The following is a 26,586-nucleotide window of genomic DNA, read 5'->3' as shown; positions in this document are numbered from 1 at the left end:
GATAGAGAAAACCCGACTGAAATCCGATAGGAATTCATGACGGGCTGTTGTATGTAACTCACTATAAATATTTACTAAACCATGACACTACCCGATGATAATAATCTTCTTGATTCGCTCTACCCCAAGTACCTTGCCAATGGTCCTCTTCATATATAACCAGTTCAGCTGTTTTGCTTAGTCTATTTAAAGATGAGAAGATTGGACCCGCTTCGTGTCGGCATAGATGATCCCTACTACCTTGAATAATTAGTACAGGTGACTCGATTCGGTCCAAATCAAATAAAGGCGAGTTCCGAATATAACGCTCCCTGTCTTCCCATAATGATGCACCTAAATTTACTTGTCCACCCTCAACCCATCCATAGTTAGAAGCAGGTGATGTATAATCAAAATGGGTATAAAAGCTAACTAAGCTGCTTATCCCCGCCGAAATTACAGCAGCTTTAAAATATGGTAATCTTGTTAAAGCTGCAAGCGCTGAGTATCCACCAAAAGAATGACCGATAATCCCGATTCGATCAGGATCAACTAGAGGGTGCTTTAAAAGCGCCTGAACAGCTATTTCTATTGCATGTACAATTTCATCTACTGGTTCATGGGAAGATTGTCTCATTGGCAGGTCAGGCATAAACACACCAAACCCTTGCGATGCAAATAAATGATGATTATCGGCATTTGCATTGCTCAGACCAAAATTCCGGTAATATCTTGATTGCATAGAGCCACCATAGACACGTATGATAACGGGCACTCTATCTATCGGATTTTGAGGTAATAGAAGAGCTCCTTTTAAATCCTTATCCTTGCTATTCCAAGTAATTAACTCAGACGATCCTAAATTTTCTTTCCTAATAGCAGATAATGAAATTGTAGATGCTTGTTCGTTAAGCAGATTAACAATTCTGATCTCGGGAGGCATATCAGCTTGTTGCCTAATATAAGCTATGCTTGATCTACCATTCTCACTGCTGTATACAGCACCACCCTCAAACCATGGAAGATGTCCATATTGATCCTCTATTACCCTTTTAACTTCCCATGAATTATGATCTATTTCCCAGAATCCTTCCACACCTTCAGCAAGCTTACGAATTTGAACCACGATAGTTGAAGTATCACCAGACTGAGGTAGTACTGCTATAACTTCGCAATCTAGTAGAACTTTCATAAACTGCCCATCAACCGAAGAATACCGCCACAAACTGCCTTGAGCAACTAATAGAAGATCTCCCTTAGGCAATATAACTGGATAATCAAATTCATATCCCAACTGAATATTCTCAGGTTGTCCAATGAGCTGGGGATGATTGGGATTCAGTAACTCGGCAGCCCATAAAGCCCTATCAGCTAACGGACCGTTTGTTGTGTAATATATCCTCTGTTTGTCATTACTCCAAGCAAAGCTTAAACCATAGTCAAGTCGAATATTGTGTGCGATGCATATTGGAATAGAGTTCTCATTTATAGAACATACCCATAAGTCATAAATATTTTGTTGAGAGTTTGCCAGTTCTTCTCCTTGGCAGCTAGTAAAAGCAAAATGTTCGCCATCCGAGGATAGCTGCATACCAACAGGCCGTCGTCCAAGGCAAAGCGGTAACTCTTCCCCTGTTACATAATTAACAATGTAAAGGTCAGCTTGATAACGATTGAACCATGTATTTATTTTAAAATCTGTTTTATCTGGGTCAAGTTGTGGTTTCGTAGAGAAGACTAGAGGTTGATCGCTCCTCTTCTCAGAATCAACGTCAATTGTAGATGTAGAGGTATAAAAGAAATCGTTATCTAGCGGTTGTTGTGGCATTGCTTTCATAATAATTCGCTTACTGTCTGCTAGCCATATCGGTTTCTCAAAACCAAAGAAAGGACGAGCGGTACGATCAGAGGCAAGTTTTAATGTTCGGTTTGGAATTGACCATAACCATAATTGTGCTTGCTTATTCATATCAGCGTAGAATGCCAATGTCATACCATCAGGTGACCACACTCCTGCCCAACTGCTCTTCGCTTCTGGTATAACCTGAAAACAAGATCCTGTTTCAATCTCACATACCCATTGTTGAATGCCTTCCACTGCCATTGAGACTCCTATAGAAGAGCCTCTACTTTCTCCCTGGATACAATATGCTAACCATTTATGATCAGCAGACAATGACATATGGACAAGCTCCGCAGGCTGTTTCACATTGAGAAACTCATTTATTATTGAGGTTAGGTTCACTTTGATACCACCCTATAAATTTCTACCTACCATAAAATTCTCTCTCAAGAATGGAATAATAATATTGATCCGTCCATTTACCACGCCATTTCAGCTCTTCCTTAATAATAGATTCTCTTGCATCCCAGCATTCTCCATCAATGTGCACAAGAATAATCTAATACTAATGGATAAAATTAGCTTTTAACAAGTCTTTTACGTGCAGTTTCACGTCTTCCTGTGACCGGAACATGCTTGCCAGCCTTCGCTAAACCATATATGGGCATGTTGTTATACACACATTCATACTGCCCTTCTGGAACCAGATAGGTTTCATGATAAACCCCAACTGTATCACTTACCCCAACCTTCTTGTGAAAGTCCTGCCACGCCTTCAAATGAAGTTTATCCGTGCGTGCATATTGCTCCAAGTGTTCAAATGATCGCCAATATTGAACGATGGTTACTCCACGCCATGAAATATAATAACTAGCATCCATAAAACCATGCTCCCGATTACGATACAATTCTGACATCATCGGACCCATTGCATTAAATACAGGCAACCATTTGTGTATCGCCCACAGTTTGTTAATTCGCATCCCAATAATAAATACAACAAAAGAGCCATCCATTTCAGCTGAATACCGTCCAGGCATTACTTTACCCATCGTTGCTCACTCCTTTAGCGCTTTTCTATTAATTGAAGATGATTTTCATAAAATGTTTCGATTTCTGTAGACCCATACAAATTAGCAGTAAGAAACGCTCCATAGAAAATAGTAAATAACGACTGTATAGCTAAATCCATCGTCACATCTTCTTTTAGCCGCCCTTCAGTATTTGCCTCCATCATAAATTGACGAAACATAAGATACATATCCGGCTCCTGCGCACCAATCTCCTCGTGATCTGGAAACAACATACGAACTTCTGCATCACTTAAGACAGGCATCCGTGGGTGCATGTTCATTTGGGCCAAAAAGGAAATTAAACTTGGCATGATTCCCCGCTGTCTCTTAGCCTGTTCAGCCACACACCATAAAATATGCCGAACAGCATCAAAACCGCGCTTCTTCCCCACCTCAATTTCGATCACACGTTCTGTTAACCAAACCCGCATAAAATAAATGAGCAGATCTTCTTTTCGCTGAAAAAACTTAAAAAATGTTACCCGAGACACTTCTGCATGACGACAAATATCTTCGAGCATTAATTCGTGGAACATCTTATCCCCAATTAAGGATAATAGCGCTTCATATAAAGTTAACTTCGTCCTTGCTTTCTTGAGTTCTCGCAGTGAAATATCTGTGTTAGCCATATCTGTACCTTCTTTTATAATTTACTTAAGTTAATAAATTAACTTGTGTTAACTAATTTTATCACGATAAATTATCGGCTTCAAGACTTACTTATAAAATAGTGCCCTGTGGCTGAGTTAAATGCTTTCAACAAAAAAACCGGACTCCTTCATAAAGAAGAGTCCGGTTTTTCGATATTAAAATAGCATGCGACGTCACTTTGTTTCAGTGAATCGGAATCTTGAGTTCGAGTTGTTTATCGACCTCAGGTGCCTTTGTTTCGATCGTGGATAATGTCAGTCGCTTCTGCGCATCGATCTGCGGAAGCTTCATGACGAACCTATACCGCCCAGGCTCCGCCTCGATCAACTGCGGCATCATACCCTTGTATTTATTGCCGGAATCATCCTCAAGCCATACGTTATACGCTTGTTCATAAGGATTGTCGCCTTCAATATCATAGTACAGCTTTGTTTCGTCCGCCGCGAACTCGATCCGGGAAGCCGTCAGTTTGCCTGCTTCTCCTAGGGATAACGTGATCGGCAATTGCTGCTGATTCAGAGGTGCTGTGTGCTCGTTCTTTCCTGTCTCGAATGAATCGGAAATCGGGCGGATAATCAAGTATTCCGGAATACGGCCGATTGGCGCAAATTCGAGGCTATATTCCGTCAGGCGAACCTTATCGCCGTTGTTGCTTTGGCTGTGGCTAGTTGAGCCCGTAAACTGAAAGAGCACCCCGCGATCGTCAAACAATTGGAATAGGTTTTGGTGGAACGGAACTTCTGCTATATCAGTAGGTTCGATCATATCCACTTCTACAGATGTCGTCGCCGGTGAGAAGGTCACTTTACGGGCTGTTAACGTAACATCCTTAGATTGTATCCTCGGCGCATCATTACCACTAAAGGTGTGGACGTAGACACCGTCGGTCAGCTTCTTCACCGGGATTGCAAACGACCAATTCCCCTTGGTTGTCTTTGGATTGCCATCAACTTTGTTCTCCCAATCCTCCATCCTGCTGTATTCCAATTTTAATATAAATTGATCCGGCAGCATCTCGGTCGTCTTATAATCGATCAGACCGGCGTACACCCCCTCATCGACCTTGTTGCCTCGCTCTCCCGAGCTAAAATTAACCGACTTTCCATTTACATACATTTCGGCACGTTCTGGACGTAAATCATCGCCCCCCTCGATGACGTATCCAATCGATAAACGGACGCCGTCATAAAGCACTTCCGTAATCGTCATTGTAATGCCTTGATCCTCTGCCGTTACGTTGCCGCGGGAGGACAGACCGGCTTCCCCTGACTGGCGAATTCCATCGTCGCCTAGCATTTCGAACACGGAGCCAATTACAGGTAGACTTCGAACCGCTCGAGCCACGTCGGGATTCATTACACTTACGCCTATTAAGCCACCGAAGGCCACGCAAGCAGCGATGGTTGCATATCCGACTTTACGAAATACGCGGCGCTTCGTCGGCAGAGCTGCTAGCGTTTCGTCCACACGCGCCCTGACAAGTTGAGGTGTTCCCTCCCCCCCTATTTTGAGACGACGGCCAAGTTCTTCATCAATCCATGAATCATTCATACTTAACGCTCCTTTCATCCTTAACGCTCAAAAAACAAACCAACTTCTCCCGGGCGCGGTATAAACGCGATTTGATCGTTCCCTCCGGCACGTCCAACATCAATGCAATGTCCTTCAACGGCACATCCTCGATATAAAACAGCGTCACGATGATCCGCAGCTCCTCTTCCAGTGATTGTACGGCCTCCCACAACTCCAAGCCCTGCTGCATTTTATTTTCGTACGACCGTTCTGTGAGTTCCGCCATTGGAATGACTTGTTTGTTCATCTTCAACATTCGTTGACAAACATTGATCAAAATGCGTATAAGCCACGTTTTGAAATAATCGGGTTCCTTAATCGAACGTATCGCCTGAAATGCCTTTAGAATCGTTTCCTGAATCGCATCGGCGCACTCCATGTCGGTTTTCAAAAATGATTTGGCCACCCGGTACATCGAAGGCTCGGACGCTTTGATCAGACGCACAAACGCCTCGTGGTTTCCCTTTTGTGCTCGGATGACATCATCCGAATGGTTCACTATGCTCACCGCCTTCTCGTTATCTATATATTAGATCATATGGCAATCGGTTAGGTTCACGGGTAACACCAAAAATAAATCAATCCTAGAAACCGTGGACAACGGGGCTGACGAGAAAGATAATCGCATAGATGTTCTTCAATATTATCGACGGTATCTCGAATGTATTTGTAATATCCCATAAATCACCTTTTAATAAGAAGAATACGGCTTTAAACGAAGATTGTCTTGATAATAATTGCTGAGTTCTTACCCTGCAAGAAAGGACTGACTTCTGTGTTTTTTAGAAAGTAGTAGGATATTTTGAGGTTCTGAATCGTGTTATATACGGAGGTGAAAAGGGATGGAGCCATTCAGCGCTGATCATGAATGGGAAAAGATCTACCAGCGCCACGTGGATACAGTGTACAGGCTCTGCTATATGTATCTACGCAATGCTGCCGACGCAGAGGACGCAGTTCAATCCGTATTCCTAAAGCTGCTTGGGCGCGAAATGTCCTTTTCCGACAGTGAACATGCTAAGGCCTGGCTCGTCGTTGCGACGAGAAATTATTGCAAAGACTTCTTAAAGAGTTGGTGGAAAACCCGTCGTGTTCGCTTGGATAAATTGCCTGAATTAGCAAGGCAGGCCGATAAGGAAACCACTACGGACATGCTAGAGAAACTGCTTAAGCTTCCGGAGAAGTATAAGACCGTGCTTTACCTCTACTATTATGAGAACTACGCAGTTAAAGAAATCGCTGCCATGCTGGGACGCAAAGAGAGTACCGTGCAGACCCAGTTGGCCGCAGGACGCAAGAGATTGAAGACCGAAATGGGGGATTCACATGTCCAACTTTCTACTGAATAACGTATTCGAGGCGATGACGCCGAGTGAAGCTCAACGCGCCAAAATGTTAAACGAAATTAGATCACAATCGGAGAACCAAACCAGAACGACCATCATCAACCAAACTCACCGTCGGAAATTAGTCTCCCCACTTGCCGTGTGCTTGTTCGTGTTTCTTTTATCAGTTACCGCCTATGGGGCCACGAACGAGCAGGTCGTCTCGGCCATTAAATGCGAGGTGCACCGAATCTTTTTTGCCGACGGAGGATCCGTCGAGATCGTGAAGATAGACGATCACCATACGAACGTAGGTGTCGACGGTGAAACGCAAAGTGAATGGCTGGTCAAAGAGAAGGGTCACAAACTGCTGCTGACAGTCAACGGAGAGAAGATCGATATCTCGAAGCCACTGTCCGAGAGTGGTTACTACTACTACGATTATCACGATCAAGCCAATGTCCTTCACAGGGTGTATATTGTAAAAAATGCAGGTGGTAAGAAGGACTATGCAGAGCGATGGTACTCTCAAATGGAGTGGCTGCCGGATAAGGGAGTGGGAGGTGGTAACAGGGGCATAAGCGGACCGCTTGCGGCCGCAATCATGAGCGCCGAGTCGGATGCAAAAGAAGGCGATGGTAATCTAGATGCCGAGTTACAGAAATACTTGAAGCAATATTGGGAGAAGTATGGGAACTAATAGTTCCATACATTCACATCATCGCCGTCGGACCTCCGGCGGCTTTTTCATTGTTTTTTGAGAGAAGCGATCATATACCTAATCAAGATTTTCAATGATCAGTATTATTAAACCTAAAGATTAACTTATACCCATCGAATGTCTCCCCGCACTCTTCCTCAAAGTTACTATTTGTATAGTTTGACATTGTTCTTCGCCAAAATTTTTGTGCAACTATATTTCGCTCTGATGGATTGGTAAAGAGTTCCCACTTACCTTTGAAGCTCTCAAACACTTGAATCGCAGCATTTTCGGCAACTCCATTTCCTCTAAAGGGCTGGAGCAGAAAGAACTCGTTTACAAAGTAGTCGATTCCTTTTGAACAATGGGGGGGTGTGGCAATAAGTGCAAATCCTGCTGGAATTTCATCAACTCTTATTAAGAAAGGATGGAGACAGCCAGGTTTGTTCCACCATATGTTTTGAACATCATATTGATCAGTTAAAGTTTTATATTCTATACTTTCCTCAAAAATTCCATGTACGTTGGGAATATGTCCCGGGATAAGACCGTGGTGTCCCGATAAATCATGTAGATAAAGAGGATACAGATTTTTAATAATATAGGCTTCGTTTTTATCAGTCAGCGTTACATCTATTTTCATTGCACATCCCACTCTCTAAATAGGGTTTATATATTTATGCTTCAAACTGTATACCAACATTTTCATACAAACAAGGTAAAGTTTGATTATAAACATTCATACCCTAGCTGGCCCTAGTTTCTTTAAAATGCCTTCCTCTATTATGCCTGGAATGTGACAAATCGGATCAAATCAACAATAAAGTGACTGCCCATCGCCGACGTTAAATCCCGCTTCCTTTGCAATAAAGCAAATGGTAAACCGAATACAACCGATAATACAATCACGGATAGAAGATTAATGGAAGACATGTCAAAATGGATTAGTACATGCGGGACAATCATGATGAAATAACTGATCCAGCCTTCAAGCCTTGTATAATCTTTATTCCCAATGATTGTTGCAAATATGGAAAAAAGCAGAAACCGGAAAATGATTTCCTCGCAAATCCCTGCTGTTAACGCCCTACAAATCCAATACAATTGGATACCGGGATTCAGGTTAGCATCATTTAGAAAGACATTAATCGTTCCTAGAACTATACCAAAGGTCACAATAAACAAGAGAGTTACGGAAATGCCTCTTCTATTCGTTTCTTTTAAGAACTTAATTTTGTGTTTACTTTTCTTAAATACGCTCACAGCGCCTATATAAGCGAAAAATGTGGCCACTCCCATAAAGTAGTAAGGAAAAAATGCTAAGCCACCTAACACAACCCCACAGCCAACGTCTCTATGGTTAATATTCCGATTCTTCCACCAAAGAACAGAGGATACGACAACAGCACCCAAATACCACAGTAACTTAGTCTCCGGGACCAACAGATTTAATCCACATAGAGCTAATAATGATAGTAGATACAGGATAATGTAACCCATTTTCCTATCCTTGTTTACGACCTTTACCCGATCCAACCATTCCAGCCCCCACATCTATATAGCTTTGCGTAGAAATAAAAACGGCTGCTTAAGCAGCCATACTTGTCTTTTATTTATCCTTGATTAAATCCGAGATTAAGATACCGTTTATTTTCAATCCCGTAATGTCACAATCAGTTATCTCAACATTTGATAAATCACAATTTCTTAATTGTCCATTAGAAAGGTTACAGTTATGAAAACTTACTGGTTTATATTGCCCATCGGGATTATAATTTCCATCCCCCTCCATAGGAAGAACGACATTATGAAATTCTGTTCCAAACAGATGGATATGGTCAATAACAGCGTGGCTAAAATTAGCATCCCTAATGCTTAATCCCGACAGATTAACATCATTCAAAATCATTCCACTCATGTTTACGTTATTTATATTCGTCTTTGCCAAGCTGACATTATCAATATCAAGTTCCTCAGCTTTAACATCCTGCCACTTAGACCCTGATATATCAGCCTTGTGTAAATCCAACGGTTCCACCTTTAAGCTCATTCTCATATCTCCTTCGAATTATAAATTAAGGTGCATTTGTAACTTTGACGTACGCCCCGCATATTCCTTTAATACCCAGCTATCTAGTCTCCTGTTATATTAATCTTCTTCAGGCTGACTTGAATGTCCGTACAGGCGAGAACACTACTTTTTTGCAAGCCTCAAGCACTATTAAACGGTTCAGCATTTTCTTGCTCATCTGTTTATGCAACGGTTTGATGTATAAGGTCCAGTTTCTTCACCATGAACCACAGGAATCATCCATTGGTAATGCATCTTGTCGTGAAGCTGATACCGCTCCATATTCGGACCTGCCGGCTCGAATCCGAACGATTGCAAAACGAGCATTAAACTAAAACAAGCGTAAGGATCGGTAGACAAGCAATCAAGTGTAACGAACAGTGTGGGCTGTAAGACTTCAAGCTCAACTTCAAGCTCGGTTTCATGCTTCCAATCGTCCGGTATGGCTGACTTCATAGGTAAGCGAAAACCGACTTTGCCGAGCATCTCATCTCCGATCATTCGTTCCTGTCGTACATAAGCCTCTTTCGCATGCAAGAGCCCTCTCTTTTCTAAGTAAGCCGCACTCTCATCTATGGCCTGTGCAAACGGATGAAGCTGGCGTTTGACACGATGCCGAAACCAAAGCATCCTCGTGGACTGAGACCATCTAACCAACCGGATATGCTCATCAACGGAATCGACACCATCCAGGTACTGTTTGGCTACATTCAGCGCCAACAGTTTCGCGTCGACGTCCTGCCGCCATTTGCGCAGCCATCTTGCCTGCCCGTCAGCATCCGCAGCAAGATAATGACGGATCTCTATTAGGCCAATTCCCGCTTGGCGCAGCGTATGAATCTTTAAGGCGCTCGGGATCTGATCCTCCCGATAGTATCGATACCCGTTATCCGCACGATGACTTGGCTGCAGCAGCCCTTCTTTTTCGTAATAACGAAGCGTGCTGGCAGGAAGACCCGTCCGCTCGGAAAAGCTTTGAATGGTCATGTTTGTTTTCAACGGTTCCTCCTCCTACCACCCTCATTAATAATAACTCCACACGTTTAATCGATTCCCGTCCGGATCATAGAAATGGAATCCTTTCCAACGCTCCCCTATAATTTCGGATACTTCAATTCCCTGCCCTTTGAGCCATTCATTCGTCTTATACAGATCCTCTTGCTTTTTAATCCTGAAGTATAACCTGGCTCCGGGATTGGCCTTTTTTGATGGTAGCTCGACATTCACTTTTTGCAGCCAGACGAAGTCCCATGTTTCGCGCATCAACGCAAATCCACGGTCTTGAAAATTTTTCTTCGAACTTTCCCAACCGCATATCCGCGAATACCAATTAATTGATTCTTCCAAATCGGTGACACCTAACCATAATGGCTTGGCAGCGTATTGAATGACGCGCGATTCAGGGAATTTACCTTCCAACTTCCTGTCTTCGCTTAATGTCAGGCGAACATTTCCGAATGCGATAATATCGGCGGAACGCGTTCCGTCCGGCATCTTTAACGGCGCGTTACATTTAACGCCTTGATTATTGAAGTATTCCAATGTCTGATCCAGATTGGCCGTGCGAAAGCAGAACCTGCAATTCCCTTCAAAATAATCTTCGGACGTAAAGTGGCTTAATTCGCTTTCGAACGACTTCAAATTGGCTTGTCCAGACCCAGGCATTTTGAAGAAAGCCTTCCTGCCGACCGGCCCATTGCCCGTACCTATTAATTTCCATCCCATTTTATCAGAATACCATTCTACTGCCTCATCGAACTGATCCCACGGCACCATAATAAAACCGCCGTCAAACTTAAAATTAGGTGTCTCCATTTATGCAACCCCCACTTTTTGGAATATTCCCGGGTGAGATTATCATACACCTTAAAGTTGCTTTAAGGTCAAGAGCTATTTTTCCAGATACTTGTTGAAAATGTTGACTCCATGTTGATTTCGAGGAATAAAAAAATACATCGCCGGGGCGCTTAGGCCACATGGTGATGTATATAGAACTTACATGAACAATTACTAATCCTTGCGAAAAAATACTAAACACCAAATTGCCTTAAATGATGGTCTAAATGCTTATAAATTCCTTTACCCCACTGCTCAGGAGTGAGTTTGCCGAAAAAAGGGTGTGGATGGTCTGAACATTTTTCCGGACCGTTACTTTGGAAAGTTACAATCTTTTGTTTCAGTCTCTCTTTTTCTGTCTCAAAATCTCTGTCATCTGCAATACGTATGGTCGGAATTGTTGACATATTGTGTGGTGCTGGCTTGTCATTATAAACAATAGGTTTCACAAACCTTCCGATTAACCTTCCTATCCAATCTCTAGGGGGAAAGGAATTTCCCATTGGGATGTCTTGAAACGAGGAGCAGTGAGCCAACATTTGAGCAACATTCATTGTTCCCCACTGTGGTTTTGAATTTGGATTTAAATTCTCGATACGGGTCAGTATTTCCGCTGCATGCAATTGGTTGTATATGTTTCCCATGGGCACACTCCCTTAAAATCACCTTTTGTACTCGTGAATTTGACTGGGAAAATCCCTGCTTCCAGTTCCCATCAAGAATGGGAAACAGGAAAAAGTATCGCATTTGCGGAAGTTTACAAATGCTGTAGTCCGATGCGATTTCCCTCAGTATCTAGAAACATCCCCAAATAACCGGCATTCTTCCCAGTATAAGTTTTCTCCATGATCACTTTTCCACCTGCCTCGTTAACCCGTGACAAAATTGTCGCTAGATCGGGGCTTCCGTCCAGATATACGGTGACGCCATCTACTGCTGGCTTGTGATTCGGGCCGTGAACCAGAGCGCCCCCATTAAACTGCTCCTGAACAGGGAAAAACGCATAATTACTATCCCCTATCTCCATTTTTGGCATTTCAATCTTAAAAATCTGCTCGTAAAACGTTTTTGCCCGTTCCATGTTACCCACCGGAATTTCGACCCAAATAAATAACCGCTGCATGAAGCTATGCCTCCTAATTCATTTATATTTATGACCCTTTTAACGACCAACAATCACTTATTCTCATTTTCATTTTTTTCTCCAGTATTCATGCTTTTCCAACTCCCATTACTAAAGAAGCTTACCTCCTTCTCCAGAATTCGCCCGACATTCTCAAGAGCATCTGCTATCTTATCCAGTTGCTCTGGGTCGAGTTTGGTAATTAGATGCTGGTTCCATTCGGCATATTGCTCGTAGATAGCACCCAGTACTTCTGCACCTCTCGGAGTAAGTTCAACCAGCTTTGTGCGTCGATCGGTCTGGTGGTCCTTATAGATAGCCAGACCTTCATTTACTAATACGTCTGCAACACGTTGCACACTCTGACGTGCATGCCCCATATCACGAGCGATCTTTGCCACCGTTTGAGGTTTATATCCAATGCGACCAAGGACCTGCCACCTGGCACTGCTTTGATCAATTGAACGCGTGATAATGTCCCCGGAACGCATTAGCAACCCGTTAATGTGGAAAATACTCAGTGAAAATCTGCTTAAGGAGTCCTCTGGTTTATCTATTGGTTTCATAATTGCATCATAACAATTTGACAGCACACTGTCAATCTATCCCCATTTTCCATCGTTCTATCTTTTGTTTCGCAATCCTCCCGTTAGTTTAGCGATCCTGCCGCCCAACTGTAGCTAACTCCGGGGCTTCAGTAACTGTTTTCAGCGGGTTCTTGTTTGCAAGTTGTTTGCAGAGAAGCTCAAAAAGGGCTGCAATAGCCTGCCCACCGGCAAACTATCACAGCCCTCCCACCCCACGTCCGTTGCGCCTCCTGGCCCTTACTCTTCTCCCGTAGCGATCGGATTGTCCTCATAGCTAATCCAATCGCTCCATGAACCCGAATATAGTTTCACTTTAGGGAAACCCGCTTCATGTAGCGCAATCACGTTCGGGCAAGCAGATACACCTGATCCACAGTAGACGATAACCTCATCTTCTTTGTTAATCGCCTGGAATCGCTCCGCTTGAATTTCTGAGCCAGCCCAAGCTCCATCTTCCGTTAAGACACCCTTCCAGAAATAATTGCGTGCTCCAGGGATGTGACCTGCAGCGCGATCAATTGCTTCCTCAAGTCCTAAGTAACGACGCTCCTCGCGAGAATCGATCAGAATTGTTCCTGCACGCCCTAATTTGTCTCTCACTTCATCTACTGAAGCAAGCATTTGGCGTTGAACTTTAGGTGAGAAGGTTACGTTATCAACTGTCGCAGGCACTTCGGAACTGATCGGATAGCCTGCTGCCTTCCAGCTCGAATAGCCACGATCAAGTACATACACCTCTTGATGATTAAGAAATTGCAGCAGCCACCACAGACGTGATGCATTCATGCCGCCTTGATCATCATAAGCTACGACTACCTTGCTTGCATCAATGCCAATCGAGCCAAAACGCAAGGATAATGTACCTAAGTCAGGCAATGGATGTCTGCCTCCATGCTCTCGAATAGGACCTGATAAATCCTTGTTAAGAACCAAATAATAAGCTCCTGCTATATGATCTTCTGCATAGGCTTGTCCTCCGAAATCAGGCTGCCCTAGTATAAACCTGCAATCCACTATCACGAGATTAGAATCTTCCAAATGTTCTGCTAACCATTCTGGGCTTACGATAGATTTCATTTACGTTTCACTCTCCCAACATATAACTATAATAATCCTTCTTATCAGTATACGATATTCTAGCAAATAAAACCCTACTAAAGTCTAGTTTATACCCATACTTTGTATTGTTTTACCAAGTTACGTCAATGTTATATAGTATACATATCATAAATTAGTAGTGGAGGTACGTTATGCAGGAGAACACCGTATTACAACTTCGTAATGTAACGAAGAAAATTGGTTCCCGAACCATTGTCGACCACCTGACAATTGACATTCCAAGAGGAGAAGTATTCGGACTCTTAGGCCCGAATGGCGCTGGTAAAACAACAACGATCCGCATGATCGTCGGACTTATATCGATGACAGAAGGCGAAGTATATATTAACGGCACTTCAGTTAAACAAAATTTTGAACTTGCCATGAGCCAAATTGGAGCTATCGTCGAGAATCCTGAAATGTATAAATTCTTGACAGGATATCAAAATTTGGTTCATTTTGCGCGTATGCATGAAGGGGTAACCAAAGAAAGAATCGATGAAGTTATTGAATTAGTTGGACTCAAAAATCGCATTCACGAGAAAGTAAAACGCTACTCACTTGGTATGCGCCAACGCTTAGGGGTTGCGCAAGCGATTCTTCATAAACCGAAAGTGCTCATTCTCGACGAGCCAACGAACGGACTTGATCCAGCAGGTATTCGCGAATTACGTGATTATCTTCGCCAATTGTCACAAGACGAAGGAATCGCTGTCGTCGTATCTTCCCACTTGCTCTCCGAAATGGAGCTTATGTGTGACCGTGTTGCCATCATTCAGAACGGTAAGCTAATTGACGTGCGATCTTTGGTAGAAGCCAAATCTACAGCAGCCCTTAAACGCGTCATTGTAGAAGTCGATTCAGTGGAAGCTGCTCTTCAAGCACTCACACCTATCGCAGAGAAGACTTCCCCTGCTATTACATCGGAAGGAATTGAATTGCAAGCAGAACGTGAACAAATTCCTGAAATCACAGCGTTACTCGTACATGCAGGCGTCAAAATCTACAGCGTTCGCTCGATGAACAAATCACTTGAAGATCAATTCCTCGAAATGACAAGGAGTGAGCAAATTGTCTAGTTCCATCTCTTTAATACAAAATGAAAATATGAAAATCTATAGAAGACCACGTACTTGGATCATGTTCTTGATTCTAATCGGAGCATTAATTCTTATGACGGTCCTGTTCAAAACATTTGATACGAAACCAACCGCAACACAAGATTGGAAAACGCAAGTAGAGCTATCCATCAAAGAAGATCAACAAAGTTTAACGTCTCTTCCTAAAGAAATGGGACAGGATACGATCGCTAAAATTACCAATAACATAGAAAATAGAATTAAAATCAGTGAATATCGATTAGAGCATAACCTTAACCCTTATGAAAATACGCTTTGGAGCTCCATGAACAATATGGCGATGTTAACGAGCTTAGTTACCTTGCTCACCATTATTGTCGCTGCTGATATGATCGCAGCTGAATTTTCTTGGGGAACGATTAAGCTATTGCTCATTCGACCGGCAACAAGAACCAAAATTCTCATTAATAAATATATCGCTACCCTGTTGTTCTCACTTGTTTTATTAATTGTCATGTTCATTACATCGTTCCTATTAGGGGCCATAACCGAAGGTTTTACCGGATTATCGCAAGTTGATCTCTATATAGGTAGTGATGGGCTTGTTCATGAAAGATCCATGGTCCTTCAAGTTCTTAAAACATACGGCTTCCAAATTGTTTCACTTATTATGTATGTGACACTTTCTTTTATGATTTCTTCCGCATTCCGCAGTTCTGCGATGGCGATTGCCTTCTCGCTTGGACTCATGCTTGTCGGCAATACAATCGTCGGCTTGTTCAGCGGTTATAATTGGGTCAAGTATACCCTCTTTGCAAATCTGGATTTAACACAATATTTTGGTGGATTAGAGCCGCTTCGACCTGATATGACGCTCGGATTCTCAATCATCATGCTAGTCGCTTACTTTATCGTATTCCATCTTGTATCATGGCTGCTCTTCATTAAACGTGATGTTGCAGGCTAAGCTTAATCCGCTATCCGAGGAACAGGGCAAGCAAATTTGCTCTTGGCGATATCCAGACCCATATGATGTCTATAACTGGCCTTCATGGGAACAAATGAATCGCAATCAGGAGGAGTTTGCCGATCCTGTCCTTCGTCAAAAACAGTATTACGCTTATATGGACGAGAACGATGAATTACTAGGATATGCACAATTCTTCCCCCTACAAGGGGTGACGAGAATTGGTCTAGGACTTCGTCCAGATCTATGCAATCAAGGGATAGGAGCTAACTTCATTCGGGTTCTAATTGAAGCCGCTAAGGAGAGAAATCCACAGAACGAGATCGACCTTGAGGTCGCAACGTGGAATGTTCGCGCCTATAAAGTGTATGAACGAGTAGGCTTCGTCCACACAGACACCTATGAACGTCCTGCAAGAGGAAGCGTCACCCAAGTTCATTGCATGGTTTATGATCCAAATCCAAATCAAATCTAGAATATAACAAACAGCACCTCGTCAGTTGACGGGGTGCTTTATCGTATCCGTAGATAGGGGAATCAGGTTGTGCTTCGTTAAAACGGGACATCTTCGATATCATCTATTTCATGCGTTAAGCCAACATCATCACCTGCGTACTGTCGCAACAGTTCCAGGAACGGTTCTCCGTATTTACGGTATTTGGCTTCACCGACACCTTTGACCGACAGCATATCGAACGAAGTGATCGGGCAGCGCTCACTCATTTCACGCAGTGTCGCATCGTTAAAGATAAGATATGGTGGCACTTTCTCACGCTCAGCAATTTCACGGCGAAGTAAGCGAAGCTGTTCGAACAGGGTGCTGTTCGCCGCCGCGGCAGCATGCCGCTCAGGGCGACTGACTTTCTGGAAGACACTTGCGCTCCCTTTAAGTACATCCACAGCAGGCCATTCCAGCTTAACCGTTGGGTACTGCCCTTCTGTTAATCCAAGATAGCCTTCTGCGATAAGCACGTTAATGAGATCGGCGATTGCCTTCTCTGTCATTGTATTCAGTGCGCCATGCGTTGGCAGCTTATCGAACCGATTTTGCATAATACGCTGTGCACGCGACCCTTTTAGTACACCTGCAACAAGCGTGACACCGAATCGTTCTCCCATACGCCTGACGCAGGAGAAAATCTTCTGTGCTTCTACCGTAATATCTACAGTCTCACGTTCATCCTTGCAGGAAGAACACTCTCCACAAGCCTTCGCTTCAATCGTATCGCCGAAATATTGCAGAATATAGCTGTGCAAACATTGCGGTGTGTAGCAATAGTCTACCATGAGTTGTAATTTGCGATAATCGAGCAGCTTGCGGTCCTCACTCTGCGTCCCCTGCTCGATCAAGAATTTCTGTGTGACGATATCTTGAGCCGAGAATAGCAAAATACATTCACTCGGCTCGCCATCACGACCCGCACGTCCCGCTTCCTGGTAATAGCTCTCCATGTTCTTCGGCATGTTGTAGTGGATAACGTAGCGAACGTTAGACTTGTCGATCCCCATGCCGAATGCGTTCGTCGCGATCATGACGCGTATGTCGTCATAGAGGAACGCTTCCTGCGAGCGGGCACGCTCGCTGTCAGGTAGGCCGGCGTGGTACTTGCCGACGGCGATGCCGCTTTTGCCAAGGTGGGCGTGCAGCTCGTCCACCTCGCGTCTAGTCGCGGCATATATGATGCCGGGACGTCCTGTGTGTGCGCGGGCATAGCGAAGGACGAAGTCCCGCTTATTCTCCCCGCGCAGCACGGATAAGGCGAGGTTCTCGCGACCGAAGCCTGTCACATGCGCCTCTGCGGTTTGCAACCGCAGAAGGCGCGCAATATCCTCCGTCACCTCTTCGGTGGCGGTGGCAGTAAACGCAGCGACGAGAGGGCGCTGCGGCAGTTCGTCAATGAACGGTGCAATATTCGCATAGCTTGGTCTGAAGTCGTGTCCCCATTGCGAAACGCAGTGGGCTTCATCGACAGCGACAAGCGGGATGTTCAGGGCTGCCATCCGTTGGCGGAAGCCGCCTAGCTCAAGCCGCTCAGGAGCGACATAAAGCAGCTTCAGCTTCCCTTGCATCGCATCGCGAATCCGCTGCTCCACCTCCTGCCAATCCAAGGTTGAGTTGATATAGGCAGCCGGAATTCCAAGCTGGTTGAGCGCATCCACCTGATCCTTCATGAGGGAAATAAGTGGCGAAACAACGAGCGTCACGCCAGGCAGCATTAATGCGGGAATTTGGTAGCAGATCGATTTGCCGCCACCTGTTGGCATAATCCCAATCACATCATAGCCGTTTAGCAAACTCGTAACGATCTGCTCCTGTCCCTTACGAAACTTCGGATATCCATAATATTGTTTTAGAAGCGCAATCGCTTCATTTATTTGTTCCATTAACCTTTTCCTTTCGGATGTTTCATGAAGCTTATTTTATACCAAGTTAATTATAGTCGTTAGTCCATCTTGTGAAGATACTTTAATGAGATGCCGAGCAGCGTCATATCGAATAACGCCGAGACCAATCTCAACCTCAGACGTGGAACCCAGCGCATAGAACACGTCATCCGTCAAAGTACGAATGCATTCTTCTTGTTCTTCCTTGGCAAGTCCGTTCCACTCCAGGAACGTCATCTCAAAAAAAGCGTAGACCTCCCCTATTCCTGCTATCGCTTCAGCTAATTCTTGGTGAATGTCTTCATATTCTCTGGCAAACTTTACGCCCATTCGCCTCGTTCCCTTCCAAACTTATGGTTTTAGTTACGAGTGTATCATATTTTGAGATTAGATTCCGCAATACTGTCAATGCTGAAAATGAAATGGGCTTTTATTCTTAAAATTTGGTATGATAAAAGGATAAACAAATTCACTATTACCCTATGGTTTCGGAGGCCTCCTCATAATGTCGAAACTTCAGATTCCGAAAAATCGCATAAATTATTTGCTCAAGCAGCTCGCAAAGCACATTGAACACAATGAATTAGATCGTGGTTGGGGGCTGTATCATAAGGGGCATGTCGTTCATATTGAGCCCAAAATGGACATTCTTCAAATAGATGCCGACGTAAAAGACAATAAACTTGTCCACGTCACGCTAGATCTAGAGAAATTTGAGCTCAGTGAGTGTTCACATGATTCCTCATCAGCCTGTGAGCATATGGCAGCTGTTATTTTATCGTTATATGCTGCACATGGTCGCCCAGAGCTTGTTCTGCAAGAGCTTAAAACACTTGTTGCCAAAAGGCCTCGTCCTGCCAAAACCCGAATTCAGCAGCTACGCAAACAGGTTGGCGTGCCTGAAGAGACAGGTACTTCAGAGGAATGGCAGCGTTTCTTTGATATGAAATTCCATGGATTTGCGATTTCGCATTCCTATACGTTCGATATGTTTGCCATGGCAGTCTGGGACTCCTTATCCGCTTATGCCTCAACCTGGCCTAAAGCGATAAAACAGGTCTATCTGCTGAACATTCTTATTTTTGCGTTGCGTAAAATCGAAGACTTCTACCTGACATCTAAATCATCCTATCTTTCCTCCTATCATGAAACGAGCTGCAAGCAGGCTGTTAGCTTCTGTCAGGAGAAATTGAATGAACTGACTCACAGCGATGCCGCAAAGTCCATTCAGCTAACACAGGCGCATGAACGTGCTTGGCAGCATTTGCTGCAATTATTAGACGACACTGCATTAGAAGGTAAAGAGTCACCCATCGATTGGCTCTATGTGTATAGACGAATTTGGACCTATTTAAGCAATCGTATAACTTGGGTCGAAGCGGAAACTAAACGTCTTGAGGAAGCAATTGCCAAGCTCAATCAGGTGCATGCCAAATCGCTGAAAGAGCAACCTGGCAAAGCATCTGCTAGTCATAACAAGCATGATGTGCTGCTGCTTGCACGTGCACATTTTGAAGTGATGACAGGGCAGATTGATGAAGCTCATGCTCTTTTAAATCGAGTACATAGGCGTACGGCAGATGATTACTACTCCTATTTGGAGGAATGTGCAGCAAATGGTCAATGGGAGCTTATGCTGAAGTGGCTGCGCTGGCTTCGTCCTTTGATGAAAACAGCGAATCAGGATGATTTTCGCAGCTTGAGTCAATACTGGACCGAAGCTGCCAAGCATACGAATACAGACTATGAATGGGTGCAAACGATGGAAGCCCTGCTTCCGCGATCCTACTATTACTATACATCGTATTTGCTGCAATCGAAGCGTTATCGTCAATGGGTCGATCTGCAGCTTGCAACGAAGGTGTCGCCTTTGAATTTATATGCGCTTGAATTACGTGCAGTGGAAGAGTTTGACCCGCGACTGCTCTTGCCTCTCTATCATCATAATATTGAGAGATCGATCTTAGAGAAGAACCGCGCTTCGTATAAAATTGCTCTGAAGCTTCTCGGCAAGCTGGCTGAGTATTATCGCAAGCTTGAAATGACGCTCGAATGGACGATGTATATTCAAGCGCTTAGCGATAAATTCAGCCGCTTACGCGCCTTTCAAGATGAACTAAAGAAAGGACGATGGATGTCATGATTGATACATCTGCACTCACCGTCCACGCGAGCTCGCTGCCTGACGGCTCACTTTTTATGTGGGGATTAAGGGATAGCGGCGGTGCTTGGGATGTGCTTGATTTTAAACATATTATGTTCGCATGGGATACAGCATCGTTCTACGGTACTTTTGTAGCGGAAAAAGAATGGATGAATCGAGAAGGAATCGAGCTCTCGCCCTTGGATGCAATGGAATATTTCACGGCTCCTAAACATGCAGAGCATGTCCGACTTAAATGGAGCGAGCATGCAGCTCATCTTCGCAAGCTGGCCCCTGCAATCAAGAACGCACTGCTGGGAGAACGCTTCATGCCGAGCTATGAAAGCTGGCATAAAGGTCAAGTGGGATGGAAGCTCTCGCTTCCTGATGAACTGGGATCGCTAATTGATAGCGACGCTCAAGCCTGGATCGAGGCGCTAATCCCTGCATGGGTTGCCGCAAATGGTGGGGGCGAACGCCTGCAGCGTCTAGAACAGGCGTTCCCGCTTATGAAGCAAGGCGAACTTCCAGCCGATCTATGGCTCGATGAGGAGGATTGGCTTGTCGCCATCGGCTGGCAGCATGACGCCCTGCCTTTCCGTACCTGTCTCCAGCTCGCAGAGCCTGAGAACGGACGAAGCTGGCAGCTCGGCATCGTCTTGCAGGACCGCACGGATCCAAACATGATCCGTAAGGTAACAAGCACAGGCGAGCTGATCGCTGGCGAGCAGCAGCTGCCTGAAGCTTGGCTGCCGCATCTGGATAAGGTGCACCGAGATGCGGGCAAATGGCTGCGCTTATTGCCATGGCTGCCTGCTGATGGCGATGGCGAAGCAGCCGTGCTCCCTGCCGTGCTCGGCCACGATGGAGCTTGGCGCTTCCTTGTTGAAGGAAGCGCCAGATTGATTGCCGCTGGCTACACGATGTTCCTGCCAGCGTGGTGGGATCGCGTCCGCCGTATGCGTCCACGGCTGCGCGCCAAAGCGCGCGCTGCCTCTGGTGGCGGCGGCAGCGCAGCGCCAATGTTCGGGCTTGGTCAAATTATGCAATTTGACTGGAAGCTCGCCATTGGCGACCTCGAACTGACGGAAGAAGAATTCCGTCAGCTGCTGGAGAACAAACGCAGCCTCGTCGAAATTCGAGGGCAGTGGATTCAGCTCGATCCGAAGATGCTGGAGCAAATCGAACAGATCGTCCGTCAGATGCAACAGAATCAAGGGCTAAGTGCTCGCGATGCGATTGCACTCCATCTCGTTGGCAATCAAGAAGATGGATTAGATCCTGCTGATTTTACAAATGATCAATCAGATGAAAGTGAGCTAGCAAAGCTACAACTCGAGATCGAACTGTCCGACCAATTGGAGAAGCTAATCGATGCTCTGACACATACATCCCATATACCGCTAGTTAAGACGGATCCTGAATTTAAAGGGGAGCTAAGACAATATCAACAGGAAGGCTTCTCTTGGCTTCTATTCTTAAGACAATTCGGTTTAGGGGGTTGTCTTGCGGATGACATGGGTCTAGGAAAGACCATCCAATGGATCACGTACCTACTCGCTATCAAGCGTGAAGCTGAGCATCATCGGGCTAATCTCAAGTCAGGCGCAGCTGCAAATGTTCCTTATGAGCTTATGGCTCCATCGCTACTCATTTGTCCTACCTCGGTACTCGGCAACTGGCAAATGGAGCTTAAACGATTCGCGCCAACACTTAAGGTGCATCTGCATTATGGACCACAGCGTCTCAGAGACAATAAATTCAGTCAATTTTTAGAGGATGAGAAAATCGATCTTGTCCTTACGTCATATAACTTGTCGCATATTGATGAGCAGGAGCTGTCTGCCATCCATTGGAACTCCATCTGTCTGGATGAAGCGCAAAATATTAAGAATGCATATACGAAACAAGCCTCCTCTATTCAACGATTGTCTGGTTATCATCGCATTGCGATGACGGGCACGCCGATTGAAAATCGACTTTCTGAATTATGGTCGATATTCGAGTTTATTAATCCCGGCTATCTCGGAACGGAGCGCGAGTTTAATCAACGCTACGTGAGTCCAATTGAACGTGAACGAGATGCGTTTGCCCTGCAAGCGGTGCAGCGGCTAATTCGGCCCTTCCTTCTGAGAAGGGTCAAGAATGATCCAGCGATCCAGCTTGATCTGCCTGAGAAGAATGAGACGAAAGTATTCGTTTCGCTAACAGCGGAGCAAGGCTCTTTATACGAGAATTACATTCAAGATCTGTTCGCACGCCTCGATAAACTATCCGTAATGGAACGTCGTGGATATATTCTTGCTGCACTCACCCGGCTCAAACAGCTCTGCAATCATCCGTCGCTGTTACTCAAGGAAGGTCTGTCTGCGCCTTGGCAACAGCGCTCGAATAAAGTAGAGCGACTCACCGAGATGGTTCATGAGCTTCGTGACGAAGGCGACAAGTGCTTGATCTTTACCCAGTATGTAGAGACAGGTTATCTCTTGCAGCGCATTCTGCAAGAAGAGCTTGGAGAGCAAGTCTCTTTCCTCCACGGAGGTACAACGAAGCAAGCACGTGATGATATGATTGCCCGGTTCCAGAATAGCGAGCAATCAGCAGAAAAGCCGATCAACATCTTTATCTTATCACTCAAAGCTGGCGGCATCGGTCTTAACCTTACAGCGGCGAATCATGTCTTCCACTTCGATCGCTGGTGGAACCCTGCTGTGGAGAACCAGGCGACAGATCGCGCTTATCGGATCGGACAATCGCGCAATGTTCAAGTGCATAAATTCATTACTTTGGGTACGCTCGAGGAACGGATCGATGAGTTGATTGAAGGCAAGCTCAATCTCTCAGAAGGGATCGTTGGCAAAGGCGAGCAATGGATAACCGAGCTCTCGGAAAGCGAGCTGCGCGATCTATTCTCGCTCCGTTCCGAATGGGTTGAAACACCGTAATTAAATGAAACAAACAAGCTGTCCAAGCAGTGTTCTATACTTCCGCCTGGACAGCTTGTTATTTATTTAATGGTATTAAGCTTTTCTGCCAAGTCTGCGCCATGCTTCAGCATAAGCTCAAGCGGAACACCTTCGCTATATTCAATAATAGGCCGATACGAATGCTCCAGACTATTCAGCGCATCCCAGATCAATTCCCACCGAATGGTCCCATGACCTATTGGTTGATGTAGATCGTTCACCCCATCGTTATCGTGCAAGTGAACGGCAGCTATTCGATGTCCAAGCTGGCGAATGACCTTCGGAACATCCCAGCCATTCATATGAGCATGTCCGACATCAACAAGCGCTTTAATCGTTTCAATTTCATCGAATAGTTCAATAAACTCTTCTTGATTAAAGAGAGCATACTCACCCTTACCGATATTTTCAACTGCTAAATCAATGTTGAGCTTGGCAGCATGCTCACCCAGTCTTCTCAAATTCTCTTTCGCATATTGCTGTGATGCCTTTCGTGCAAAAAGCGGGGTCGAATACAGATTTGGATGCAGCACCATATGCAGCGCACCTATTTGGGCGCACCAATCTAAGCATTCCTTGTATACCTCATATGAATATTCCCGAATTGCAGGATACCGATCTGTAGCCAAATTCAGTTCCCATATGGGACCATGAACGCTTATCGGCCCTTTATAATGCGCAAATCGTTCAAACTCTTTCTTCCAATCGACTGGTTCTCGCCAGTTCGGACCGTCCATCATAAGTTCGATTCCACCATCCCAGCAGTCTAGCAGCTCTGCTGATTGGTCCACTTGATAAGTATAAGGTGCGAGATTAATGAAAATGGTCATAACACTATACCCCCTTCTCAAAAGAGTCGTCGTTCTATGACTATTCTACCAAATTTATCATTTTTAAATAGAATAATTATTTGACCAACCTAATCTCTTCCAAAAAAACAAAACCACCCCGTATAAGCGGAGTGGTTTATGCTCTATTCTTTCCAGTCCATATTCACTTCTTTAATGCCATCAATCTTCCAAATATGATCAAATAAATCGAGCATGCCTTTGCGTTTGGATGTATGGATGCGAAATTCCATATAAATATCACTGTTCGTATCTTGTTCTGTTACTTCCTTCACAGCCATTTGCTCGACCGTCATATTCTCCTTCTGCAATAAGGAGGTGATGATTTCTACACCTTGCGGTTTATTCGACATTACAATCTTCAGACTGCCGTATTTTTTGAATAAAATCAGTTTACTTTCTAATCTGTTAATGATCATAACGATGAACATAATGATCAGAATCGTTACGATAGCTGGCCAGTAGAATCCGGCTCCCACTGCTAAGCCCATTGCTGCCACAACCCATAATGTCGCGGCGGTAGTCAAACCTGAGATCACATGATTGGATCTTCTTATAATCGCACCAGCACCTAAGAATCCAATCCCACTTACGACTTGGGCAGCTAAACGTGCAGGATCAAATCTAGCATTGTTATGATCTAACAGATCGTTGCCAAATCCATAAATAGAGGTCAACATGATCAAAGCTGAACCAACCGCTACGAGCAGATGTGTTTTTAAACCGGCTTGCTTATTCTTCCTCTCTCGCTCCCAGCCAATTATGCCGCCCAATACAGCAGCTAGTATCAACCGAAACACCATTGTCTCAGGGGTTAATTCAATAATAATCATCGACTAATGACCTCCATTACAATTAACTACTATCGCCTTATGTGGGCGATACATTGGCATCCTGCCAATCCCACAATTCCTTACTTGAGGTCGAAATACCGATTGCTCCACTCTTAAGAGCGAGTTCAAGATCCGATAAATCAACCATTAAACCTCCTGCAATGACTGGTACATCTAATTCATCATGTATTCGCTTAATAATTCTTGTACAAACCATGCCTGGCAATACTTCAATGGCATCTGGTTGAGATGATTGGGTTATCTTAATCCCATTGTCAAGTGACACCGAATCGAATACAAATAGTCGCTGAATTGTCATTAGTCCATGTTTTTTGCCTTCTGAAATAATAGAACTCTTCGTTGTAACGATTCCATCGATTCCGATCTTCTCGGCCATGTATGCAACACCCATCTTGTCTTTACCGATTCCATCGATTAAATCAAAATGAATAAATGATAGCTTACCCGCTTCCCTTATTTGTTCGACAATTGGCTCAATTGAGAAAATATCCGCTTTAAGAACAAACACGATGTTAGAAGTAGACTGCAAAATAGTCGGTAGTTCCTCTTTATTCACCAAGGACGTTATCACTGGTTTACGTTTAAGACAATACGCAAGTCTATCATAGCTTTCTGATTTACTCTTCATCATCATCACCCCATGTTGTATTACCGTCACGCTTCGACATTATTCAGCAGCATCACACACGACGGATGATTTAAGAATATCATAAACTGAATCTAATATATAAGTTGGTTTCTTATCTGATACATCAGCATCTGCTTTACTTGTAATACCTGTAAGCACTAGCCCTGTGCTCATACCTGCGTCAATACCCATTTTAATATCGGTTTCGAGCCTGTCTCCAACCATCATACATTCCTCAGCTGTTAGCTCTAGAATCGCAAGCGCCGTATTCACAGTTAGTATCGAAGGCTTACCCATGATCGTCTCGATCTTCTGACCTGTCGTACCTTCAATTGCCCCCATCATGCCACCACAATCCGGAACATCGCCGCCCGGCATTGGGCATGTACGATCTGGATGAGTTGCAATAACGGCAGCGCCACGCTTAATGGATTGATAAGCAAAATCCAAGTGATCGTAATGGAAATTGCGATCCCAAGACACGACAACGACATCTGTTTCTGCAGGCGAACCTGCAAATTTAATGCCATTATCCAGCATTTCTTGCTTTAAGATATCCTCCCCAATAACGTAGACCTTCGCACCAGGGTGCTCAGCCTTTAAATAATGAATCGTTACTAGCGCTGGATTCAGCAAGTTCTCAAGCTCTACTCGAATGCCAAGCTTATTCAGCTTGGCAACATATTTTTCTCTAGAGTCAATCGTTTTGTTCGTTAAGAATAAGATTTTCTTATTTTCCGCCTGTAAATATTCGATCGTCTCTTTGGCTCCAAGAATAAGTTCATCACCTAAATAAATTGTGCCGTCTAAATCAAAAATATATCCTGAATATTGATTCACTTGTATTCCTCCTATAAG

27 protein-coding genes are annotated in these 26,586 nt (G+C 44.4%); 7 read left to right on the top strand and 20 right to left on the bottom strand.

All coding sequences use genetic code 11. The features are described from left to right. Positions 1-61: 61 nt before the first annotated feature. From E0485_RS07595 to E0485_RS07570, 5 genes are all read right to left on the bottom strand, one after another. On the bottom strand, positions 62-2,188 hold the full coding sequence (locus tag E0485_RS07595; RefSeq protein ID WP_132417370.1) for a S9 family peptidase: 2,127 nt from the start codon (positions 2,186-2,188) through the stop codon (positions 62-64). A gap of 212 nt (positions 2,189-2,400) precedes the next feature. Continuing rightward, complete coding sequence (locus E0485_RS07585; RefSeq protein WP_132417369.1) at positions 2,401-2,874, bottom strand: DUF4188 domain-containing protein; 474 nt, start codon at positions 2,872-2,874, stop codon at positions 2,401-2,403. 14 nt (positions 2,875-2,888) lie between these two features. Next, the gene (locus tag E0485_RS07580) at positions 2,889-3,524 is read right to left on the bottom strand and encodes a TetR/AcrR family transcriptional regulator (protein WP_132417368.1); all 636 of its coding nucleotides are present in this window, start codon (positions 3,522-3,524) and stop codon (positions 2,889-2,891) included. Between the two features lie 205 nt (positions 3,525-3,729). Beyond that, positions 3,730-5,097, bottom strand: a complete 1,368-nt coding sequence (locus tag E0485_RS07575; RefSeq protein WP_165921111.1) for a DUF4179 domain-containing protein — start codon at positions 5,095-5,097, stop codon at positions 3,730-3,732. Continuing rightward, positions 5,090-5,617: a sigma-70 family RNA polymerase sigma factor gene (locus tag E0485_RS07570; protein ID WP_235857461.1), complete on the bottom strand. Its 528-nt coding sequence runs from the start codon at positions 5,615-5,617 to the stop codon at positions 5,090-5,092. Before E0485_RS07570 ends, E0485_RS07575 begins: the two co-directional genes overlap by 8 nt. Positions 5,618-5,960: 343 nt before the next feature. Here E0485_RS07570 and E0485_RS07565 point away from each other — a divergent pair, with 343 nt between their 5' ends. Further along, positions 5,961-6,467, top strand: coding sequence for an RNA polymerase sigma factor (locus E0485_RS07565; RefSeq protein ID WP_132417366.1), 507 nt, complete (start codon positions 5,961-5,963; stop codon positions 6,465-6,467). Between the two features lie 259 nt (positions 6,468-6,726). After that, positions 6,727-7,143 carry a hypothetical protein gene (locus E0485_RS25480; protein ID WP_235857459.1) on the top strand — a complete coding sequence of 139 codons (417 nt, stop codon included), beginning with the start codon at positions 6,727-6,729 and terminating at the stop codon, positions 7,141-7,143. A 91-nt stretch (positions 7,144-7,234) separates the two neighbouring features. Here the strand turns inward: E0485_RS25480 and E0485_RS07555 are convergent, their stop codons facing one another. The 9 genes from E0485_RS07555 to E0485_RS07515 form a co-directional block, all read right to left on the bottom strand. Beyond that, positions 7,235-7,786: a GNAT family N-acetyltransferase gene (locus E0485_RS07555; RefSeq protein WP_132417364.1), complete on the bottom strand. Its 552-nt coding sequence runs from the start codon at positions 7,784-7,786 to the stop codon at positions 7,235-7,237. Between the two features lie 140 nt (positions 7,787-7,926). After that, positions 7,927-8,679 (bottom strand): CPBP family intramembrane glutamic endopeptidase, encoded by a 753-nt coding sequence (locus E0485_RS07550; RefSeq protein ID WP_165921110.1) that lies wholly within the window; start codon positions 8,677-8,679, stop codon positions 7,927-7,929. Positions 8,680-8,752: 73 nt separating this feature from the next. Further along, positions 8,753-9,193: a pentapeptide repeat-containing protein gene (locus E0485_RS07545; protein ID WP_132417362.1), complete on the bottom strand. Its 441-nt coding sequence runs from the start codon at positions 9,191-9,193 to the stop codon at positions 8,753-8,755. A gap of 195 nt (positions 9,194-9,388) precedes the next feature. Then, positions 9,389-10,213: a helix-turn-helix domain-containing protein gene (locus E0485_RS07540; protein ID WP_132417361.1), complete on the bottom strand. Its 825-nt coding sequence runs from the start codon at positions 10,211-10,213 to the stop codon at positions 9,389-9,391. Positions 10,214-10,237: 24 nt separating this feature from the next. Continuing rightward, positions 10,238-11,029, bottom strand: coding sequence for a VOC family protein (locus E0485_RS07535; RefSeq protein ID WP_132417360.1), 792 nt, complete (start codon positions 11,027-11,029; stop codon positions 10,238-10,240). 215 nt (positions 11,030-11,244) lie between these two features. Next, positions 11,245-11,694, bottom strand: a complete 450-nt coding sequence (locus E0485_RS07530) for a DUF1569 domain-containing protein (protein WP_132417359.1) — start codon at positions 11,692-11,694, stop codon at positions 11,245-11,247. 113 nt (positions 11,695-11,807) lie between these two features. Beyond that, positions 11,808-12,173, bottom strand: coding sequence for a VOC family protein (locus E0485_RS07525; protein ID WP_132417358.1), 366 nt, complete (start codon positions 12,171-12,173; stop codon positions 11,808-11,810). Positions 12,174-12,226: 53 nt separating this feature from the next. Continuing rightward, positions 12,227-12,766, bottom strand: coding sequence for a MarR family winged helix-turn-helix transcriptional regulator (locus tag E0485_RS07520; RefSeq protein ID WP_235857458.1), 540 nt, complete (start codon positions 12,764-12,766; stop codon positions 12,227-12,229). Between the two features lie 231 nt (positions 12,767-12,997). Then, the gene (locus E0485_RS07515) at positions 12,998-13,837 is read right to left on the bottom strand and encodes a sulfurtransferase (protein WP_132417357.1); all 840 of its coding nucleotides are present in this window, start codon (positions 13,835-13,837) and stop codon (positions 12,998-13,000) included. Between the two features lie 173 nt (positions 13,838-14,010). Between E0485_RS07515 and E0485_RS07510 the strand changes: the two genes are divergently transcribed. Genes E0485_RS07510 through E0485_RS07500 form a run of 3 tightly spaced genes read left to right on the top strand, consistent with a single transcriptional unit; the run spans position 14,011 to position 16,379 of the window. Continuing rightward, complete coding sequence (locus E0485_RS07510) at positions 14,011-14,937, top strand: ABC transporter ATP-binding protein (protein WP_132417356.1); 927 nt, start codon at positions 14,011-14,013, stop codon at positions 14,935-14,937. Continuing rightward, positions 14,930-15,904 (top strand): ABC transporter permease, encoded by a 975-nt coding sequence (locus E0485_RS07505; protein ID WP_132417355.1) that lies wholly within the window; start codon positions 14,930-14,932, stop codon positions 15,902-15,904. The genes E0485_RS07510 and E0485_RS07505 overlap by 8 nt, the downstream gene beginning before the upstream one ends. Beyond that, positions 15,891-16,379 carry a GNAT family N-acetyltransferase gene (locus E0485_RS07500; protein WP_132417429.1) on the top strand — a complete coding sequence of 163 codons (489 nt, stop codon included), beginning with the start codon at positions 15,891-15,893 and terminating at the stop codon, positions 16,377-16,379. The genes E0485_RS07505 and E0485_RS07500 overlap by 14 nt, the downstream gene beginning before the upstream one ends. Positions 16,380-16,456: 77 nt before the next feature. Here the strand turns inward: E0485_RS07500 and recQ are convergent, their stop codons facing one another. After that, positions 16,457-18,289, bottom strand: coding sequence for a DNA helicase RecQ (gene recQ, locus E0485_RS07495; protein ID WP_132417354.1), 1,833 nt, complete (start codon positions 18,287-18,289; stop codon positions 16,457-16,459). Positions 18,290-18,325: 36 nt separating this feature from the next. Further along, positions 18,326-18,619, bottom strand: coding sequence for a hypothetical protein (locus E0485_RS07490; protein WP_132417353.1), 294 nt, complete (start codon positions 18,617-18,619; stop codon positions 18,326-18,328). A gap of 175 nt (positions 18,620-18,794) precedes the next feature. On the opposite strand from E0485_RS07490, the gene E0485_RS07485 reads away from it, so the two are divergent. Beyond that, a complete protein-coding gene (locus E0485_RS07485) occupies positions 18,795-20,432 on the top strand; it encodes a tetratricopeptide repeat protein (RefSeq protein WP_132417352.1) in 1,638 nt (545 codons plus the stop codon). Further along, positions 20,420-23,377: a DEAD/DEAH box helicase gene (locus tag E0485_RS07480; RefSeq protein WP_207910941.1), complete on the top strand. Its 2,958-nt coding sequence runs from the start codon at positions 20,420-20,422 to the stop codon at positions 23,375-23,377. Before E0485_RS07485 ends, E0485_RS07480 begins: the two co-directional genes overlap by 13 nt. 62 nt (positions 23,378-23,439) lie before the next feature. Here the strand turns inward: E0485_RS07480 and E0485_RS07475 are convergent, their stop codons facing one another. The 4 genes from E0485_RS07475 to E0485_RS07460 form a co-directional block, all read right to left on the bottom strand. Beyond that, positions 23,440-24,228, bottom strand: a complete 789-nt coding sequence (locus E0485_RS07475) for a sugar phosphate isomerase/epimerase family protein (protein WP_132417350.1) — start codon at positions 24,226-24,228, stop codon at positions 23,440-23,442. A 143-nt stretch (positions 24,229-24,371) separates the two neighbouring features. Next, on the bottom strand, positions 24,372-25,079 hold the full coding sequence (locus tag E0485_RS07470) for an MgtC/SapB family protein (RefSeq protein WP_132417349.1): 708 nt from the start codon (positions 25,077-25,079) through the stop codon (positions 24,372-24,374). 37 nt (positions 25,080-25,116) lie between these two features. Then, entirely contained in the window at positions 25,117-25,728 is a 612-nt protein-coding gene (locus tag E0485_RS07465) for a glycerol-3-phosphate responsive antiterminator (RefSeq protein ID WP_132417348.1), read from the bottom strand. Positions 25,729-25,767: 39 nt separating this feature from the next. Further along, positions 25,768-26,568: an HAD-IIA family hydrolase gene (locus E0485_RS07460; protein ID WP_132417347.1), complete on the bottom strand. Its 801-nt coding sequence runs from the start codon at positions 26,566-26,568 to the stop codon at positions 25,768-25,770. Between the last annotated feature and the right edge of the window lie 18 nt (positions 26,569-26,586).

The organism is Paenibacillus albiflavus (assembly GCF_004344915.1).
GTDB lineage: Bacteria > Bacillota > Bacilli > Paenibacillales > NBRC-103111 > Paenibacillus_AM > Paenibacillus_AM albiflavus.
Note: the sequence above shows the minus strand (reverse complement) of the source record. Positions and strands in the feature narration are given on the sequence as shown.